The sequence below is a fragment of the Desulfopila aestuarii DSM 18488 genome, from assembly GCF_900143695.1.
Taxonomy (GTDB): Bacteria; Desulfobacterota; Desulfobulbia; order Desulfobulbales; family Desulfocapsaceae; genus Desulfopila; species Desulfopila aestuarii.
Map to the genome: position 1 here is coordinate 156,701 of NZ_FRFE01000006.1, position 19,690 is coordinate 176,390.

A 19,690-nucleotide genomic window follows, 5' to 3' on the forward strand; every position below is an offset into this window, starting at 1 on the left:
TTAAAACCGCATTTTATAAAAGTCTATGCAGTAATTTTCGATGTTGCTTTTATTCGAAAGCCGCACGACAAGAAGAGGACTCATACCGTCAATCCAAACCAATCGCAAGATCTTTCCGTATTATTTTGCCAGAGTGTTTTCCGCTCAGGGAGACAACTCCGTTCATTTCATCCGGATATTTTCACGTAGGAAAAATCAGGAGAAAGAGGCCATCAGTTCTGCTTCTGCAACCAGTACATCATCGACAAACGCCTTTGCCTCCATCATCCATATGGTCCGCTTCTGCTTCAAGAGTTTCAGCTTATAGATAAGCTGATCTCCGGGGACCACAGGTTTTCGAAAACGGGCTTTATCGATCCCGGCGAAAAACATGATTTTCTCACCGACAGCATCCTTATGGGCGTAGTAGGCCATGACAGCCCCAACCTGAGCAAGCCCTTCCAGGATTAACACCCCTGGCATTACGGGTTTACCGGGAAAGTGGCCTTGAAAAAACTGTTCGTTATAGGTCACATTTTTCAGACCGGTAATTTCTTGGCCCACTTCAATGTGTAATATTCTGTCCACCAGCACAAAAGGATATCTATGCGGCAGAAGATTCATGATTCCAACGACATCGATATATTCCGGAGCAGGTACTTCACTCATGTGTTTCTCCTGTAGTATATGGTTCTGCAAGCAGAGCTTCCAACTCGGCCACTTTTTTCTGTAATTTTCTCATTTCACTACGCATTTCTGGCAATTTTGCATAGACGGCTGCTGATCTTGCCCAAGCCCGCACATCAAATGCCGGGATGCCGCCCACTTTCGCCCCTTTGGGTAAAGATGCATGAATGCCACTGCCAGCCGCCACCATAACCTGATCCTCCAGGTGGATGTGTCCAGCAACCCCAACCTGCCCACCAAGTACAACATTTCTCCCAAGAGTGGTGGAGCCGCTAATACCCACCTGGGCCACCAGCAGAGAGTTGGGACCGATTACTACATTATGGGCAACCTGTACCTGATTATCGATCTTCACCCCTGACTGAATCCAGGTATCGCCAAAAGCGCCACGATCAATGCAGACATTGGCCCCAATTTCGACATCGTCATCGATCCGCACCCGACCGACATGAGGCCGCTTGACATGTTGGCCCATACCGTCGGTAGCATACCCATAACCATCGCTGCCGATGACAGTTCCAGAATGAATAATAACCTTGTTACCCAGCACACATTTATCATAGAGCGTGACATTGGCCTTCAGTTCAACATCATCACCGATCACCACATCATCGCCTACCACCGTACCGGCACCTATAGTAACCCTTTTGCCAATACGCACTCGATCACCTATTACTGCAAGCGGCGCAATAGTTACCTCATCTGAAATCACACAATCACGTCCGACGCATGCTCTGGGGTCGACCCCCCTGGCCTGAAACGGTTTGGCCAGAAGCGTATTGTGGATAATTGCGGATGCAAGATATGGATCCCGAACCTTGATAACCGGCATCGGCAAATCGCTCTTCGTATTCATTGGCACAAGAGCCGCACCGGCAAAACTTTTCTCAAGCCGCTCAATCTCTTTTGCTTTGACAAGAAAAGTCAGGTCGTCTGCGGTTGCGGCTTCAATCGAGGTGAGGCTTGATATTCTCACCGCAGGATCGCCACAAAGCTCCCCACCCACCAGCTTGGCTATTTCACCCAGTTCCATTGTCGTTATGCCCATACTCTTTTCCTATTTTTAAGCATCCTGTAATGAACGTTATTGGTAGAGCAGATACCGTTTACGGATCTCTCTAAACTCCTGCAACTCCTGCTGCCAGCTGCCTTCGATCTCCATGATCGGCTTCATGGCTTCGATTTCAGTGCGCACCCGTTGACTACCGAGAATCAGATCCATGGGAAGCCGTTCAAACTCATATTCGTAGGGCGTTTTTTTATACTCGAACTCGTCCGGTGAAAGATGTATTACAGCCTGCAATATGGCAAGGCTGGTCCTATACGGCATGAATTTCCCTGGCTCAGTGACATGCAACTGAAAGCCCCGGCAGGTAATTTCCCCATATTTTCCCGAGGTCGGCTCAAAAGAGATCGGCCGCAGATAACATCCCGGCAGCGGCGTGGCGTCCAGAATATTCAATATCTCTTTACAATTCCAATATGGCGCACCGAAAAGCTCAAACGGCATGGTGGTGCCTCGACCTTCCGAGACCGTGGTCCCCTCCCAGATCACCTGCCCCGGATAGACCAGAGCGGTCTCTGGGGTTGGCATATTGGGTGACGGAAAAACCCAAGGAAAACCCGTATCCCGGAAAAGCATGGAACGACTCCAGCCTTCCATCGCAATAACCTCAAGATCGGCACCAATACAAAACTCACTGTTGATAAAAAGTGCCAGTTCGCCAAAGGTCAAGCCATGACGCATCGGCAAGGGATAGAGGCCTACGAAAGATGTCCATTCCGGCTCAAGGATATTTCCTTCGACCATCTCGCCACCAACTGGATTTGGGCGATCAAGCACCACCACCTTTTTACCGGTCTCCGCCGCCATCTCCAGGCAATAGGCCATGGTATAGAGGAAAGTATAGACCCTGGTACCGACGTCGACGATATCGATGAGTAAAACATCGAAATGATCGTACATATGGCGCTCGGGGCGCCTCGAATCCCCATAGAGACTGTAAACCATCAAGCCGGTTTCCGGATCGGTATGATGCGCCGACTCAATCATGTTGTCCTGTTTCTCGGCAAAGAACCCATGCTGTGGCGAAAAGAGGCAAGTAAGCTGCCCCGGGAAATGTTCCTCGATGTGAAACCGGGTGTGGCGGAGGTCGCGTCCGGTAGAGGCCTGGTTTGAGAGCAGGGCGAGCCGTTTGTTTTTCAGCCACGCGGGGTTTGTGCGCAGCAGACATTCAAGACCGATATGCAGCATGACAGAGTAATATCCGAAAGTTCAGTAATGGAGGGTAAAGGATACAATCAGAAGGGCTTATACTAATTGCGGCGATAATAAATGTCAAAATGTATTGGGCGGCCGTGATTGTCTCGACCTGCCAGTGCTCTTGATAGCACGAAAAAAGGGGACAAGCGGCCAGCCCGTCCCCTTTTTAATGATTGTAATTTTTTTTCTGAGCCTACAGCCCACACTCGCGAAGACGGCTCACCAATTCTCGCTGCTCGTCACTCAGTTCAGCGGGAACTTTGACGGCCAGCTTTACGTAGAGATCGCCTCGCTCACCCAGTGGACCAGCCGGTAGCCCGTGCCCGCGAATCCGGAGCCTCGCGCCATTTACCGAACCACTCGGCACCGTTACCGAGAATTTTTTGCCGTCCAGGGTCTCGACCTCGACTTTGCCGCCAAGGCAAGCATCACTGAAACTCATCAGCTGTTCCAGTACCAGGTTATCACCTTCGCGCTTGAAGTTCGGATGCTCAGCAATCTCCACCTTCAAATAGAGATCGCCCGGCGGACCACCATTACGTGATTCTCCGCCCTTGCCTTTGAGGCGCAGTTTCTTCCCTTCTTCTATACCTTTGGGAATCTTGACGCTCACCTGTTGCGGCTGCCCGTTTTTCCGAAGAGAGATGGACCGGTCCGCCCCATGTAATACTTCGTCCAGCGTTACGGTGAGCTGATAGGTCATATCCAGTCCTTTTTCCGGCTGCTGACAACCGCCACCACACCCCCCGTGCATGTTTCCCCCCTGGCCAAAGAATGAGTTAAAATTCACCCCGCCACCCATATTGTGACCGTAACCACCGGTTTGCCGGCCACCGTTCACCCCGCCAAATCCGAACTGCCTGAGAATGTCATTCAGATCGAAATTCCTGAAGATGTCCTCCTGGGAGTAACGCTGATGGAAATTGGAGGAACCGTAGGTGTCATATTGCTGTTTTTTCACCGGATCGGACAAAACAGCATATGCCTCGTTGATCTCCTTGAACTTCTCTTCAGCCGCCTTGTCACCGCAATTTTTGTCAGGGTGATATTTCAGCGCCAGTTTGCGATACGCTTTTTTAATTTCATCTGCTGTTGCGCTCTTCGCAACACCTAAAATGTCGTAGTATTCCATTCCCGCCGCTTCACGTTACTTGAATTCGTCCGGTACAGACGTTTCCACAAGGCCTCTAAACTGTACCATCACAATATGGACAGATGGTTCGGTCGTCAAGATGCATTTCCTTGTCAAAACAGTCCAGTGAAAAGGAGTTGAAATCAAAGAGAGGTTATTCTTTGCCCCAACTTCAAATGTCGGGAAATTCCGCCAGAGCAATACTTCCTGCCCACGTCCTAAATTTCACCGACACTCTTTTAAAAACACACAAAAAAAGGGTGACGCCGAATACCGCAGGGTCACCCTTTTACATTGCGTCATCTTCCCTTAGTTAGAACGGTACGTCGTCTCCGGTGTCTCCCATAAAGCCAGCAGGCGGCTCTGGGAAGGAGCTATCATAACCACCGCCGCCGAAGGAGGAACCACCGGCTTCACCCCCGCGAGGCGACAGCATCTTCATCTCCCGGGCGACGATCTCGGTGGTGTATCGGTCTACACCACTCTGATCCTTCCATTTTCTGGTCTGAATCTTCCCCTCGATATAAACCCGTGAACCCTTGTGCAGGTACTCCCCGCAAATCTCGGCCAAACGCTGCCAGGCAACGATTCGATGCCACTCGGTGCTCTCCTGGACCTGACCGTCCTGTCCTTTTCTCCGCTCAGTGGTCGCGACGTTAAATGTTGCAACCTGGGTTCCGCTCTGGGTGTAGCGTATTTCCGGATCGGCGCCTAAATTGCCGATAAGTATAGCCTTATTAATCATTGTATTTTTCTCCTGAATGAATGCACGGGTCACTCGAATGCGTGTTCACAATCGAATGCATAAGTATACGATAGAAAAATGAAAGGACAAGCAGAATATCATCGCCCCAAACATGCAGCTACTGGCATCAGTCTCTTACCTGTTGCCAATGCCCTCAAAAAATGCACGTTCCAGCAGTGCGGGAACCCCACCCTTCTCCTCCGGAATGTAGCCCATGACTTCACGCCAGATCTCGTCACTCTCCATACAGAAGTAGATGCAGGTGGAGTCTGCGGCATGTCGCTTTAGCATTTGGTAGATCGAGGAATACAATTTTGTACGACTGTGCCTGAAATATCGTGATTTTCCATCGAGTCCTTCAACAAACTCCTGAAAGTACATGGTGGTGCCGGGAAAGCGGTGCATACCGATATCCTTTAGTTTCGGCAGATATCGAAGCGCCCCCATGGAGATCCAGACAATGGCCTCAGCCGGTACAGTACGGTATAACGCCTCAATAGTGGCACGATACCCCTCCTGCCAACCTTCATGTTCGATGATAGGATCAAAATGAAAACCGAGCCTGTAGCCCCATCGGGCACACTGGGCTGCTGCCGCAAGCCGCTCCTCGAGGTTGGCCACCCGTAACTCCTCCTGCTGCAAAGCCTGACTACTGTTCAGCGACCAGGAAATAACGGTTCTCCCTCGATGTTCGAGATGCTCAAGATTTTCAATCACCGCAGACTTGGTCTTCAGCTCCAGCATGGCGTTTTCCTGCTTCGCCATATATGGCACAAGATAGGTACTCAGCCGGGTCAACCGGTCAATAGCCAATGAATCGGTAAACTCCCCAGTGCCAATACGGTAACGCGTGTCCGGATTGGTGCGGAGAACATTGCCGATTTCCGACAGCAAGTCATCGACATTAACATAGAACGAAAGCCATGGGTTATTGAGGTAAGCCTGGAGGATGCAGTAGACACAGTCCATGGGACAATTCATACCGGTGTTCAGTACATGGTAGTCACAGCATCGGTACTCACGGGTCGCCGGACAAGGCTTGAAAAAATGCCCACGATTACGTGTGAGATACAGATGGCGTTTCCCTTCAGTCATGCTCTCCGGATATGGCCGGTCAAGCAGCACTGGTTGCTCACCTTCATTGACAACATCCCAGGGCAGATTGGCCCGCTCAAGAATCTCTCGAGTGTAGGGATCATCCACACAGCTCGCATCGACGTGGATCTTTTGAATATATTTGGATGGATCCCGCCATGAACGTCCTGTCATCTTTGCCTCACTGTGGTCACCTGTTGAAGTTCTTTTGCCCGGTCGAGACAACGCTGCCCCTCCTCGGCCTTGTCATGCCGGAGACAGCCGTTACCATATATGGTCAGCTTTTTCATCAGCTCTTTTTGGGCAGCCACTCGCTGCTCACCAGTGAGGGGCACTTCAGTTAATAATTTTTCCAAAGCTTTGATGCGATACCGGTCCATGCCGATACGATAGAGAAAAGAGAGCTGATCCTCACGGCCACCCTGCTTAATCGTCATCGGCTCATCTACCAGTAGAAATGGATATCTCGCAGCCACCCGTAACCACAACTCATAGTCCTCACAGCAGAGAAACGTTTCATCTAAAAGCCCCACTTCGGAAAAGAGTTCCTTTTTCATCATGACAGTGGACATGCCTACCGCACAAAGCTTGAGACAGTGCTTATAAATATCTCCATGTCGAGGCAAATGTTTCTTTTTCTGATTGAGATGTTCGCCACGACGAAGCCATTTTTCCCGGGTATGACTGATTTTAAAGTGCGGATTCTGCAACATCAATCCATATTGTTTTTGCAGTTTATTCGGGTGCCAGAGATCATCGGAGTCGAGAAATGCAATATGATCATGGGTCGCATTCATGATACCGAGATTTCTGGCTGCTGCCGGCCCTCTGTTCTCTTGATAAACATAGGACAAGGAAACAGGAGAACTCTCGACAAATGACAGGACACATTCCCTGGTCGCATCTGTAGAACCATCATCGATGATGATAATTTCTGCTGGAAGGCAACTCTGGCTTAAAACGGATTGAATCGATTCCGAAAGAAACTTCTCACGATTATAGGTGGGTATAATGACGGATACCGGATAGTTCTGCATGCTGTGAAAATTGAGTTTCAGACATTTGATTAAGACCTGCTGTTCATTTGAACAGGTACTGGTGATTGATCTGCAACACTATACCTTTCCAAAGGATATCCCTCAACCCTTGGCACGGAAGCTCAGGGATTGTTGCCGCCCCGACTGATCTGTCTTGAAACGGCTCTCTTTATTCTCTAAAAAGCGATAATGTCGTCGTTGCCAAAGGCCGTACCGGCCCTGGCAAAAACTCCTTCTTGAGATCAGTCATGAGATCTGGTATTAATATAAGGTTTTTCTGGCAACACAGAGAGACAAAGAGCCCAGCCACAACGCAACTGTCGTTACTCCTGGGTCCTGACTGTGTATCATGCATTCTGGCGAACTTCGCGACAAAGTCACCACCTGCATTTTTTCCACCAGTAGCCCCAAAAAAAACAGCAGGCCAATAGATGAACGAAGAACTGACAGTCATCATACCCGTCTACAACGAAGAAGAGAGCCTTCCTGCTTTCTTTGAGGAATTTGACCGGCTCATTTCCACCTCGGAAATGCCACTCAAGGGACTGCTGGTCAATGACGGCTCGCGTGATACCAGCCTTGCCATGATCAAGGAGAAATGTGCAAATTCTCCCGCCTATGATTACATCTCGTTTGACCGAAATTATGGTCTCTCGGCTGCCATTAAGGCAGGATTTGATCATTGCACCACCTCACTCGTTGGCTATATCGATGCCGATCTGCAGACCCATCCATCAGATTTTCAGCTATACCTGCCGTATTTTCCGGAATACGACATGGTCAACGGCATCAGAAGCAAACGCCAGGACAGCATTGTCAAAAAGCTCAGCTCCAAATTTGCCAACGCCTATCGCAGATTCATGATCAATGATGGCATCACCGACACCTGCTGTCCTTTAAAAATCATGAAGACCGAGTATGCCCGGAAGATGCCGTTTTTCACCGGCATGCACCGTTTTATGCCGGCGCTTGTGCAATTACAGGGGGGGCAAGTCAAACAGGTCCCTATCACCCATTATCCACGTCATGCCGGCACCAGCAAATACCATCTGCTGAACCGCCTCATTGGCCCGTTCTTTGATACACTCGCTTTCCGCTGGATGCGGAGTCGTTATATCCGCTATCGTGTGGCGGAGAGGAATAGATGAATCATTATCTCGTTTACGGAATCGGCTTTTCCGCCCAGATCCTTTTCTCAGCCCGGCTCCTGACCCAATGGATCCTTTCCGAGAAGGCCGGACGCACCCTGTCGCCGCTCATCTTCTGGCAGTTGAGTGTTTTCGCCTCTTTTCTGCTGATGGTTTATGGAATTATGCGTGACGATCTGGCTATCATCCTCAGTCAGTCAATCACCTACGCCATTTACATCCGCAATCTCCATTTTCATGGTCACTGGAAAACCATCCCCTGGCCTCTTCGTATCATGGCGATTATCTTCCCACTCTTTGCCGCCATTTGGCTCGCCTGCGGTTCCGGTAATAATCTCTATACGGTATTAAACAATCCCGATATCTCCACAGCCCTCATGGTCTGGGGTTTGTTGGGCCAGTGCGTGTTCACCTTCCGGTTTATCTATCAGCTCCTTGTCGCCGAAAAGAAGCATGAATCGATCCTGCCACTTGGTTTCTGGCTGCTCAGTATCAGCGGTTCCCTGATGGTACTCAGTTATGCAGTTATTCGCAGAGATCCTGTGCTCTTTATCGGTCAGTTGTTCGGCTGCGTCGTCTATGCACGGAATATCCTTCTGCTCCGCCGACAAGCCAGAATCTCCGGAGAAGCTGACCAGTGACAAGGGCAACAGAAAACCAGAAAAGACAAGCTTTCATCTTTCTCATCATCCTCGCCCTCTACTTTGGACTGCATATAGTGCTGAGGGTCGTTATCTCCAATTCCCTGGATTACGACGAAGCCGAACAAGCAATGTTGGCACAGTGGCTGCTGCCCGGCTACACCGAACAACCGCCCCTTTACACCTGGCTACAGCATGGTCTGTTTCAACTTATAGGTAGGAACGTTCTGGCTGTCAGTGTCTTGAAAAATCTTCTGCTCTTTCTCACGTACTTCTTTGTCTTCCTGGCAGCTCAGATAATTCTGAAAAACAATCGGTCTGCCATTCTTGCCACAGCCTCAATCCTGCTCATCCCTCAGATCGGATGGGAATCGCAACGAGATATGACCCACACCCTGCTCGTGGTTTGCGCTTCGTCAGCTGCGCTCTGGCAGGGATTAAAGCTACTTCAGCGCAATAGCTGGTTGCAGTATATCTTTCTCGGTATCATCTTCTCCGTCGGCATTCTCGCGAAGACCAATTTCCTGCTATTTGCTGCTATTTTGTCGATTACACTTGCCACCTTTCCTGAAGGAAGGAAGGTCGTGTTCTCCCGGAAAAGTTTGTTGACGCTGGCAGTGACCCTTCTTTTGACCAGCCCATACCTGGTGTGGATGTACAATCATCAGGAAATTCTTTTTTCCACTACCCATAAGTTCAAACAGGGTCGTGAACAGTTTTACCTCCTCGGGCCTCTCAGTCTGGTCCGCAGCAGCTTCCTCTTTCTCGCTCCGCTCCTTGTGATTTTTTTGGCCATTTTCCCGACAATTTTCCAAAATCGCAGGAAAGACATTCATGATTTTCATCAGCGTTTCATTGGCCGCTATATCATAATCGTTTTTATTACAGTTTTACTGACGGTGCTACTCTTCCAGGTCACCTATGTGAAAGACAGATGGCTGCAGCCTCTACTTTTTGCCTTCCCCATCTTTCTTTTCTCCAGGCTGGCAGAGACGGAACTGACAACCCGTCGATTTAAGATGTATTCCACCATTGTCGGCACCGCCGCCCTGACTATCTATCTGGCCTTTACATTACGCGCCGTTGCTGCAGAAAAAATGGACAAATTCTGCCGCCTTAACTATCCTATTTCTTCCTTTGCCAACGATATCGCCCGTTCAGGCTTTACTCATGGCCTGATCGTGAGTGACGACAGGTTTCTCGCCGGCAATTTCAGTTTTGCCTTTCCTGACAGCACTGCCATAATTCCCGGTTATAACTTTGAAAAAAATGGTGCTACACCCACTAAGGCAGCTATTATCTGGTTGGCAAACCGCACCAAACAACCACCAAAAGAATTGACGACCTTTTTCCTGGAGAAATACAATCTGGATTTAACAACGAGTCAGGCCCAATATTTCGAACATCCCTATCTGTATGCCACAAAGAGCACTATCACACTGGGAGCGTTGATATTCGATTTACCGACTGAGAAGCCATAGCTCGCAGGAATTGCTCGCCAGCATTGGCTTTTAAAAAATATCACGCTCTTTCTCATTCATTGTCATTCCTCAACGTTCCGAAAACTGGTAGTGCCGGAGCCGTATTCAGCAAGACCAACTTCCAGCCAAGCCAGGCCCATCCACGGTAAAGTCACCAAACCCCGAAGATGCTTTCCAATAACATTATTGGCGAAATTCATTATTACGTATGGCTTTTTCACCTATGGTTACTGTATATTAAATGTTTCGACAGTTCATTCTTCCCCATATTCTGGAACACACAGGCCATGGCATCATCATAAACAATTCCAGAAAGAAAACGACGCATGTGGTAATCTCACGTCTTACCGGGAAGAGTTATCGACTTTTATCGTTTTTTCAATGATACTCTGCAGGTTAAACAAACTTCATCACGACAACCAGCATCAATCGTGATATCCTGCTGCATTGATATGATTTTTCACAGGTTTCGGACTTCCTTACAAGTCCACCATATATTTGTTTTACTTAAGATAACATGACCACTGAAATTCTTATTAATTCCAGGAGCTATGAAGTGCGCCTGGCGCTTGTAGAGAATGGCGTACTCAGCGAGTACCATCTTCAGCGCCCCACTGAAAAAGGGCTCATGGGCAACATATACAAGGGAAAGGTTGTCCGCGTCCTGCCAGGTATGCAGGCAGCCTTTGTGGATATTGGCCTGGAGCGTACAGGTTTTCTCTATGTAGACGACATTTATATTGAGGAATCTCTCCCGGACGTTGACACCATAGAGGCATCCCCACCGGTTCACTCCTGTGATCCTGAAAAAGAGATCAATGAAAAGGTTTCCCGCCGCAACCACAACTTCCAAATCGAGGATTTGCTTAAAGAAGGGCAGAATATTCTTGTCCAGGTCAGCAAAGACCCGATTGGAACCAAAGGAGCCCGGCTTACCTGCCACATCACTCTGCCCTGTCGCAACCTTGTCTATATCCCTCTCACCGATCATATTGGTGTTTCCAGGAAAATAGAGGATGAGGAGATACGCAACCGGCTGAAGGAGAAGATCGAATCAATCCGGCCTAAAGGAGCTGGCTTCATCGTTCGCACAGTAGCGGAAAATGCCCGTTTAGAAGAACTTGAAGCCGACATGGAGTTCCTCCTTCATCTCTGGGAGGAAATCCAGGACCTTGAAAAAGGCGTTCCTGTTCCGGCGCTTGTTTACGAAGACTTGGATATTACTCTTAGGTCCGTTCGTGATCTTTTCACCGCAGACGTAGACCGCCTGACCATTGATGAAGAAAAATCCTTTCGCAAGATTGAAAAATTCGTCAAAACCTTTGCCCCTGAACTACAAAGCAAGTTATCCCTGTACCGTGGCGATCTCCCCCTCTTTGAAGCCCACGGTATTGAGGTTGAAATAAACAGGGCAATAGAGAAAAAGGTCTGGCTCAGGTCAGGCGGTTACATCATCATCGAAAGCACCGAGGCGCTATCGGTCATCGATGTCAACACCGGCCGCTTCGTCGGCAAAAACAATCTCAACGAAACCATTTTCAAGACCAACATGGAAGCTGCCGTTGAGATTGCCTATCAGCTTCGTCTGCGGAATATCGGCGGGATCATCATTATCGATTTCATTGACATGGAAGATGAGAACCACCGCGAAGAGCTTTTTGCAACCTTCAAAGCTGCTGTCAAAAAAGATAAGAGCCGCATCAACATCCTGAAGCTTTCTGAGTTCGGCCTTGTCCAGATGACCAGGAAACGTAACAGTGAAAGTCTGTATCAGCTCATGTGTGAACCCTGCCATTACTGTGTAGGGGAAGGAATGCTCAAATCCCGTCGTACCATCTGCTACGAAATTTTTCGTAACATCCATCGTAACGCCCAAGCCGCAGGCGGCAATACGGTGACCCTCAGAGTGCATCCCCGCATCGCCGATATGCTCTCGAAGGAAGAAGAGCTGACAATGGCCCAGCTCGAGCATGATACAGGCAAACGCATGGTCATTGCGCCTGCCAAAGACATGCATATAGAAAAATACGAAATCATCTGGCAGCGATAGCCTTCTCGGTCCGCTGCCGCTCTTTTATTGTTAAACTGCAGATATGACACTCTCCAGAAGACGCAGATCATTTTCGTTCGGCAATCTCTTATCCAAACTTTTCCTACTGATCCTTATCGGTCTCGTTGCTACCGGCTTTTTTCTCTTCTTTGAAAGAAGCAAGCCTGTCATTAACGTTTCCAAAATTTCTCAATTTATAGGCAAGACGCAGCCCCTTGAAATTGAGGTCACCGATACAGGGAGTGGCCTTCGCCAGGTTACAGTTAACGTCACTCAGGGTACCGTTACTAAAGAACTCTACAACGTAACCAATCCACGAACTGGCTACACAGGCCAGATCGGTCCGCTGAGCGACCGACAGACAGTAACTTTTGATGCCAACAAACTTGGTTTTACCGAGGGACCGGTCAGCATCACCGTCACTGCTCGTGACTATTCCATGATGGGATTTTTAAAGGGAAATTCCGCAACGACCATAATCAACGTCACCCTCGACACCAAACCGCCTGTCATAAAAATTCTGCACAGTGAGCAGTATATCTCCCCAGGAGGAGCCGGCATTGTGGTCTACGCGGTGGATGATGTCAAAAGCAGCCATGGAGTAATGATTAACGGCCGATTCAATCCAGGCCACCCTCTGGGTGGGAACCATCATGACAGCTATATTGCCTATTTTGCACTGCCATTTGATGCTGAAAGTTTAACAGAATCGTATATACAGGCAACGGATGTTGCCGGCAACAGCTCCATGCTGCCCTTTTCCACCAACTTCAAGAAAGTACAACAGAAACACGACAGAATTAACATTACCGACGGTTTTCTAAACGCCAAAATCCCTGAATTCGAGCAGCACTATCCCGAGATGTCAGGAAATTCCGTGGAAAAATATTTGTACTCCAACTCGACGGTCCGCGACAAAAATAATAAGAAGATAGAGGAACTGTGCAGTAGCTCAGCCGATGAACGGTACTGGGAAGGCCGCTTCCATCGTATGCCCGGAAGTAATCGTGCAGGTTTTGCAGATCACCGCACCTATTACTATAACGATCAGCCAATCGACAAGCAGGTCCATCTCGGTATGGATATCGCCTCGACCCAACAGGCAAATGTCACCGCCGCCAATAAGGGAAAAGTAGTTTATGCCGATTACCTTGGAATCTATGGGAATATGGTAATGATCGATCACGGGCAGGGAGTTTTCAGCCTCTATTCCCATCTTAGCCAGATCAATGTAAAAGTGGGAGATATGGTGACGATCAACGACACTCTCGGCCTGTCCGGCACCTCCGGCATGGCCGGGGGCGATCATCTGCACTTTTCCATGCTGGTCAACGGCGTGTTCACCACACCGCTCGAATGGTGGGATCCCCACTGGATTGAGGTGACGATTGAACGACCTCTGGCCGCCTTGAACGCAAAGTGATTCAGGCAGATACTATACAATCTGCCTGACTAAGCCATCAGCTACCGGCCCCACCTTCGAGCCTCGTTTTATATGAACGTATTTTCACGCAGTCCCCTTATCCTCTATAGCTATCTCGCAACTGAGATGCTAGCCCCGTTCTTTGCCGCTTTTCTGATCATGAACGGGGTTTTTTTCCTGGTCAAGCTCATCCCCTTTCTCAATTTTGCCCTCGATTTTGGGATTGGATTTGCAGATTTTATCAGGCTTTTTTCCTATATGCTGCCAAACATGCTGCTCTACACCGTTCCAATGGCAGCAATGATGGGCACTATCATCTGTTTTTCCCGTCTCTCGAACGACACAGAGATACTTGCTTTAAAGGCAGGCGGTATCAGTATCTACCAGATCCTTCCTTCTGTGATTATCGTCGCCTTTACAATTGCCATTGCCACCTCCTACGTCTCAATCTCACTCATCGCCAAGAGCGAAACATCTTTGAAACAGCTCACCTATCAGCTGCTCAAGGAGAAAATGGACAGGGGGATCAGAGAAGGCCAATTTACGGAAGCACTCGGCGATCTGGTCGTCCACGTGGGTGAAATAGACCGTGCCACCGGCGAGTGGAAAAATGTCTGGGTTTCAGATATGCGCGGCCAAAAAACACCTGCCGTTACCATGGCATCGTCAGGAAGCATGGTCAGTGATATACGTCAAATGAACGTCACAATCCTGCTGCGAAACGGTAGCCTGCATCGACCAGACGGCCCCAATGCCCAAATTGTCAATTTCGAAAAATACGTTATCAACATACCACTGCAACTACCTGCCAGGGCCAAAGTCAACGAGAAAAACACCTACACCCTCTCAGAACTGCTTGTTGCCACCCAAAAATATGGGCCTAATACCGAAAAAGGCAGGAATATGCTTGTCGAATTCCACAAGCGTCTTGTCCTGCCGTTTGGCTGCCTGATTATGTCACTTCTGGGCTTACCACTTGGCCTCCTCGCCGGACCTGGAAAAAAAGCTATCGGCATTCCTCTTGGCCTTGCCACATTCATTCTCTATTACGTTCTCTTTAGCACTTTCAAAAATATGGCCGAAGAAGGTGCTGGTTCCATTTTACTCTTAATGTGGTTGCCCAATACCATGTTTCTCATCGGCGCGATCTACTCAATCCGTCGGGTCGCAGAAGAGCAGCCGATCCTTCCGGAATTTTTTCACGAGTTTGCCCGCCGCACACACCTGGTAGTATTTGCCCCACTATTTCAAAAAATCGGACTGCTGTATGCATCAATTTCCAAAGCTGTGTCCCGTCGCATGATACCAGCAAAACCATCCGCTTCGGACGATCAAGCCCAACAACACGTCGTGGCCGATCCTGTAAAAAATCTATTTCACCTTCCAAATTGTCAGAAAAGCGACAGTACAACCGCTACAGTAATATTCGACTCTATCAAAGAGGCACAGGAGTCCGGTTTTCAGCCATGTGACTATTGCATCACGTTGGTTGATCAATTGCGAAGGACAAGCAAAAAGACTGAAGGTGTGTAGGTCCCGCCTCCATCGAGGCGTTTCTTTTGCATTAAGACTACAGCCATGAAAACCATTTCATGCAGCTTATCCTTTTTGCCATTAACATATATTGTTTGTTTCGTTTTACGGTTTTTCCCTATTCAAATAATATCAGGGCACTAAATAAACTGTTCTTTCCAGTTCAAAAAAATCGTTAATGATCTATTCGGACTGGGTTTTCTTTACGAATGCATTACCTTAGTAGTATTCTAGAAAAAGGAATTTTCTTTTCACGCGTCCAAAGGAGATACCATGAAGCTGCCTACAGCTCAGGAAATGCAGGCACTAGACAGATGCGCAATTAAGGATTTCGGCATCCCGGGTGTCGTATTAATGGAAAATGCCGGAAGCGGGACTGTCAGAATGATGGAGCGGCAACTCGGTCCCTGCATAAACACCTTTGCCTGCATCCTTGTCGGTCCAGGCAACAATGGAGGAGATGGTTTGGTGATCGGCAGACATCTCTACCAGTTAGGGTGCCGTCCCTTCTTTTTCCTTCTTGTTCATCCTGACAAACTGACGGGCGACGCAGCAGTCAACATGAACATTATCAAAAACCTGAAGTTGCCATTCCACGTAATCGATTCTGAGGTTCGGGTCTCGACAGTCCCTGTCCTCTTCAAGCAAATCGAATCACAGGGACTCCCATGCTACGCCATTGTCGATGCCATCTTCGGCATTGGATTGAAGCGTGAAGTAGAAGGGCATTTCGCCGCTGCCATTGAAACCGTCAACCGTCGCAATTTTGCCCACGGTGTCCCGGTAGTCGCTGTTGACTGTCCATCCGGCATGGACGCGGATACCGGTAAGAGCATGGGTATCTGCCTGAAAGCTGATTTCACCGCCACCTATGGACTCGCCAAACCTGGCCACTATCTCCACGACAGTCGTGAACTCACCGGCAAACTCGAGGTGATAGAAATTGGTATTCCTCTTGAGGCCCAGGAACGCATTTCAATCTCCTGTGAACTCCTCGATCAGGGTCTTATCGAGCACCTCACTCCGGTTCTTAGGCGTAAACACTCCTCCCACAAGGGTGATCACGGTCATCTGCTAATTGCCGCCGGCTCAACTGGAAAAACCGGTGCGGCCATACTCTCCGCCCGTGGGGCTCTTCGCAGTGGCGGAGGACTGGTAAGCCTTCTCATTCCCCATGCGTTGAATAGTATCATGGAATCCAGTCTATGGGAGGCGATGACTATCCCTCTGCCCAAATCAGATTACATGTTCACGGCCGCTGACGCAGACACGGCACTCAAGCTTGCAGAAGGTAAACAGGCTGCTGTTATAGGACCTGGTATAGGAACAGATACAGAGACAGCCGACTTCACCAGAAAACTCTACCACAAACTGCCGATTCCGTTGGTTGTCGATGCAGATGCATTAAATATTCTTGCATTGAATCCCAAAGATATCCAGAAAGCTGAAGGGTTACGAATTTTCACCCCTCACCCTGGAGAATTGAGCAGATTACTGGGCTGGTCGACAACAGAAATTCAGGAAAACAGGCTTGAAGCCGCCAGACAAGCTTGTGCAAGGTTTAATAGCAGTGGCTCAAAACATATTATTATCCTCAAGGGAGCCGGCACCATTGTCTGTCAACCCGGTCGACGCCTCATGATCAACACTTCCGGCAACCCTGGAATGGCGACTGGCGGCATGGGCGATGTTCTCAGCGGAATTATCGGCAGCCTGCTCTGCCAAGGCTGCGAACCCTTTGAAGCTGCGGCGGCAGGGGTGTATCTCCACGGTGCCGCTGCAGACAGCCTTTACCGGAATGTGAGGGTTGGATATACTGCAAGTGAAGTCGCAGATGCGGTGCCTGCCACATTAAAGACACTGCTCGCCAGAGATGATCGTTTCAGTCGTAACAGGCGGAGCACAGATCCGGACAATGAATAAGCCAAAACGATCTGTTTGCCCCGTATCTCGCATGAACATTATGTCAACTTATGGAATTGCGGTTTTAAAACTTTTCTGCCGCCACAAGGATGAATTATGAAAACTGCTGCTGACATCATGACTCGTAAGGTTATCACCGTAACAGCCGCCTCCAGTGTTAAGGACCTTGCCAGGATCCTTACGGAAAACAATATCAGCGGCGTCCCGGTGGTCAACGAAGATGGTATGCTCATCGGTGTAGTTACCGAAAGCGATCTTATCGATCAGAATAAGAGAATCCATATTCCGACAGTGGTCTCCATCCTTGATTCATTCATTTATCTGGAGAGTCCTGACCGGATGGAAAAGGAAATCCAAAAGATTGCCGGATCGACAGTGGCAGATATCTACACCTCTGACCCTATCACTGTAACAGTCACAACACCGCTCGACGAGTTGGCCACCATCATGTCGGAAAAGTCAATTCACACGCTGCCGGTACTTGAGGACGGGAAATTGGTGGGGGTGATCGGCAAAAAGGACATCATCCGGACTATTATCAGCTAACCGGACGAACAAAATGATCGTGCTACCAGACGACTGGCTCGATCTGGTGTTTTACGAGGTATTCGTTACAGCGGACAAAAATGCCAGAACCGAGAAAGCCGCGATGCGCTGACAGTGGCGAGGGGTGGCTGGTTTTTAAGATGAGATGTTTGTTTGCATCGATCAGTCGTTCTTTTTTCTGGGCAAAGGCTCCCCAAAGCATAAACACCACATGCTCCCGTTGCTCTGATACAGCTTCAATGATGTTATCGGTCAATTCATGCCAACCCAGGCTGGCGTGAGAATTCGGTTGTCCGGCAATAACTGTAAGACTGGCATTGATCAGCAATACGCCCTGCTCAGCCCAGTCCGTCAGGTCGGTTTTAGTCCTGCCCGGTTTGCCCCGATAGATAGTAGTATTGATTTCCTGGAAAATATTGCGCAAGGAGGGCGGCATAGGCACCCCTTCCCGCACCGAAAAACACAGGCCGTGCGCCTCCGGGCCGACATCTCGATGTTCGTTAAAATACGGATCCTGGCCGATGATCACTACTTTCACCAGGTCAAAGGCGGTGATACGCATCGCCTGGAAAACCAGCTCTCGCGGCGGGTAGACTTTTCGCCCCATAGAGGCGGGTCCAAACGCCTTGTTTAACAACTCTTTGTGCACTCCCTGCCGCAACATCGGCACCTGTTCTTCCCACAGCATATTGGACTCGCCGGATATCAAAAAATAGGGTCGCCGGTTCTTGCCTGACGACAAAACTCCATCAACATCCTGGCAAGTTCATTTTCATCAGTTGCGATGCGAACACCCTTGATCTTCTCAATTGCTGCCCCAATCAGTCGAGGTGACAAACACTCATCGGGATTCAGCACCAGCACCTCACCGCCATTTGCGGCTATATCGGCCGCGCCACGGACACCATCCAGCTCATTCCCGGAAAGCAGCACACCTGCACATTTTCGTTTAAATGCTGCAGCGACCGAGGCCATTGCCATATCAATAGAGCCCATCCCGTCTAACGATTGCTTCACCTTGCCAAGGGTCTGCTGGGTGCTGAACTGCTGCAGGCAAATCTGGTCTTGTGTGGATGCGACATAGCAATAGCCGCTATCAAGACTCATACCTTCCCTGGCGCGCAGAATTTTCAAGGGACTGATTGCGTCAAGATATTCCGTGAGGGTATCGACATGTACGCTATCCGCCTTGATAACGACAATAGTCGAGCCACCCTGTTCGCTACCAAGCCTCGGGATTATATTGAGCAGATTTCGGCAGCTGTCTTCGCCGCCGCCGAAAATGGTCACGTGGGTATTTCTTCTGAAAATCTCCACATCATGATACTCAACTAATACGTCACCACACTGACTGCAATAGGCAGCACCAATCCCTTCAACGATATTTCTGGCCCCACACTCCTCACAGAAAATGACGCGGGTAACCGGCTCGTCCTTGGGCATATCGTCCTGCATCTTCGACATGTCAAACACAGGCTCAATGGAATGAACCTTCATCTTTGCCGCACTCGAGATTCTGGCAAAGAGCATCTTTTTAAAAACGTCCTGACGGCTTTCATCGAACAGCAGGTCCTTACTTATAAAATCAACTGCTCCATTCTTGAGAGCATCAAAGGCACGAAACGTTCCTTCACTGGTCAGACTGGAAAACATGATAGTTGGGGTCGGGCAGTGAATCATAAGATGCTGGAGGGCGGTCATACCATCCATCAGCGGCATCTCCATGTCCATCAGGATAACTTTTGGACGAACTTTCAATACCATATCCAACGCCTCAATACCGTTCTTCGCCTCACCACCTATGGTAATGGTTTCGAAGTCAGCAAGTATATCACGAAGATATCGTCGGAAAACGATCGAATCGTCTGCGACGAGAACAGGTATGGCACCTTTATTCGAAGATGTTTTGGCGACAGCCATAGCCTCAACCATCAGTAAGTGTAAACATGGCAATTGTGATCAACCACGAAAGCGACCAGCCTGTCCGGTCCCTGCTCGCCTGGCGTA

17 protein-coding genes are annotated in these 19,690 nt (G+C 49.1%); 8 read left to right on the forward strand and 9 right to left on the reverse strand.

The genetic code is table 11. From position 1 onward, the window contains the following. Nucleotides 1-195 precede the first annotated feature (195 nt). From fabZ to BUF15_RS08290, 7 genes are all read right to left on the reverse strand, one after another. Nucleotides 196-648 carry a 3-hydroxyacyl-ACP dehydratase FabZ gene (fabZ, locus tag BUF15_RS08260; RefSeq protein WP_073612990.1) on the reverse strand — a complete coding sequence of 151 codons (453 nt, stop codon included), beginning with the start codon at nt 646-648 and terminating at the stop codon, nt 196-198. Next, nucleotides 641-1,714, reverse strand: a complete 1,074-nt coding sequence (lpxD, locus tag BUF15_RS08265) for a UDP-3-O-(3-hydroxymyristoyl)glucosamine N-acyltransferase (protein WP_073612991.1) — start codon at nt 1,712-1,714, stop codon at nt 641-643. Before lpxD ends, fabZ begins: the two co-directional genes overlap by 8 nt. 36 nt (nt 1,715-1,750) lie before the next feature. Beyond that, nucleotides 1,751-2,920, reverse strand: a complete 1,170-nt coding sequence (locus BUF15_RS08270) for an exo-beta-N-acetylmuramidase NamZ family protein (RefSeq protein WP_073612992.1) — start codon at nt 2,918-2,920, stop codon at nt 1,751-1,753. A gap of 202 nt (nt 2,921-3,122) precedes the next feature. Next, entirely contained in the window at nt 3,123-4,061 is a 939-nt protein-coding gene (locus BUF15_RS08275; RefSeq protein WP_073612993.1) for a DnaJ C-terminal domain-containing protein, read from the reverse strand. Between the two features lie 313 nt (nt 4,062-4,374). Continuing rightward, complete coding sequence (locus tag BUF15_RS08280; RefSeq protein WP_073612994.1) at nt 4,375-4,806, reverse strand: single-stranded DNA-binding protein; 432 nt, start codon at nt 4,804-4,806, stop codon at nt 4,375-4,377. Nucleotides 4,807-4,941: 135 nt separating this feature from the next. Next, complete coding sequence (locus BUF15_RS08285; RefSeq protein ID WP_073612995.1) at nt 4,942-6,075, reverse strand: SPL family radical SAM protein; 1,134 nt, start codon at nt 6,073-6,075, stop codon at nt 4,942-4,944. Further along, entirely contained in the window at nt 6,072-6,938 is an 867-nt protein-coding gene (locus BUF15_RS08290; protein ID WP_073612996.1) for a glycosyltransferase family 2 protein, read from the reverse strand. Before BUF15_RS08290 ends, BUF15_RS08285 begins: the two co-directional genes overlap by 4 nt. Nucleotides 6,939-7,369: 431 nt before the next feature. Here BUF15_RS08290 and BUF15_RS08295 point away from each other — a divergent pair, with 431 nt between their 5' ends. The 8 genes from BUF15_RS08295 to BUF15_RS08330 all read left to right on the forward strand — a co-directional run bounded on the left by BUF15_RS08295 (nt 7,370) and on the right by BUF15_RS08330 (nt 17,683). After that, nucleotides 7,370-8,086: a glycosyltransferase family 2 protein gene (locus BUF15_RS08295; RefSeq protein WP_073612997.1), complete on the forward strand. Its 717-nt coding sequence runs from the start codon at nt 7,370-7,372 to the stop codon at nt 8,084-8,086. Then, nucleotides 8,083-8,727, forward strand: coding sequence for a lipid-A-disaccharide synthase N-terminal domain-containing protein (locus BUF15_RS08300; RefSeq protein WP_073612998.1), 645 nt, complete (start codon nt 8,083-8,085; stop codon nt 8,725-8,727). Before BUF15_RS08295 ends, BUF15_RS08300 begins: the two co-directional genes overlap by 4 nt. Then, nucleotides 8,724-10,208, forward strand: coding sequence for an ArnT family glycosyltransferase (locus BUF15_RS08305; protein ID WP_073612999.1), 1,485 nt, complete (start codon nt 8,724-8,726; stop codon nt 10,206-10,208). Before BUF15_RS08300 ends, BUF15_RS08305 begins: the two co-directional genes overlap by 4 nt. A 517-nt stretch (nt 10,209-10,725) precedes the next feature. Next, complete coding sequence (locus tag BUF15_RS08310; protein WP_073613000.1) at nt 10,726-12,258, forward strand: Rne/Rng family ribonuclease; 1,533 nt, start codon at nt 10,726-10,728, stop codon at nt 12,256-12,258. A gap of 43 nt (nt 12,259-12,301) precedes the next feature. Then, nucleotides 12,302-13,681 (forward strand): M23 family metallopeptidase, encoded by a 1,380-nt coding sequence (locus BUF15_RS08315; RefSeq protein WP_073613001.1) that lies wholly within the window; start codon nt 12,302-12,304, stop codon nt 13,679-13,681. 72 nt (nt 13,682-13,753) lie between these two features. Further along, nucleotides 13,754-15,214: an LptF/LptG family permease gene (locus BUF15_RS08320; RefSeq protein WP_073613002.1), complete on the forward strand. Its 1,461-nt coding sequence runs from the start codon at nt 13,754-13,756 to the stop codon at nt 15,212-15,214. Nucleotides 15,215-15,487: 273 nt separating this feature from the next. After that, nucleotides 15,488-17,137 (forward strand): bifunctional ADP-dependent NAD(P)H-hydrate dehydratase/NAD(P)H-hydrate epimerase, encoded by a 1,650-nt coding sequence (locus tag BUF15_RS08325; RefSeq protein WP_073613003.1) that lies wholly within the window; start codon nt 15,488-15,490, stop codon nt 17,135-17,137. A 96-nt stretch (nt 17,138-17,233) separates the two neighbouring features. Next, the gene (locus tag BUF15_RS08330) at nt 17,234-17,683 is read left to right on the forward strand and encodes a CBS domain-containing protein (protein WP_073613004.1); all 450 of its coding nucleotides are present in this window, start codon (nt 17,234-17,236) and stop codon (nt 17,681-17,683) included. Nucleotides 17,684-17,705: 22 nt separating this feature from the next. On the opposite strand, the gene ung is transcribed toward BUF15_RS08330, so the two are convergent. Both ung and BUF15_RS08340 read right to left on the reverse strand, forming a co-directional pair. Next, complete coding sequence (ung, locus tag BUF15_RS08335) at nt 17,706-18,371, reverse strand: uracil-DNA glycosylase (protein ID WP_073613005.1); 666 nt, start codon at nt 18,369-18,371, stop codon at nt 17,706-17,708. A gap of 17 nt (nt 18,372-18,388) precedes the next feature. Continuing rightward, complete coding sequence (locus BUF15_RS08340; RefSeq protein ID WP_073613006.1) at nt 18,389-19,603, reverse strand: chemotaxis protein CheB; 1,215 nt, start codon at nt 19,601-19,603, stop codon at nt 18,389-18,391. Nucleotides 19,604-19,690: the final 87 nt, after the last annotated feature.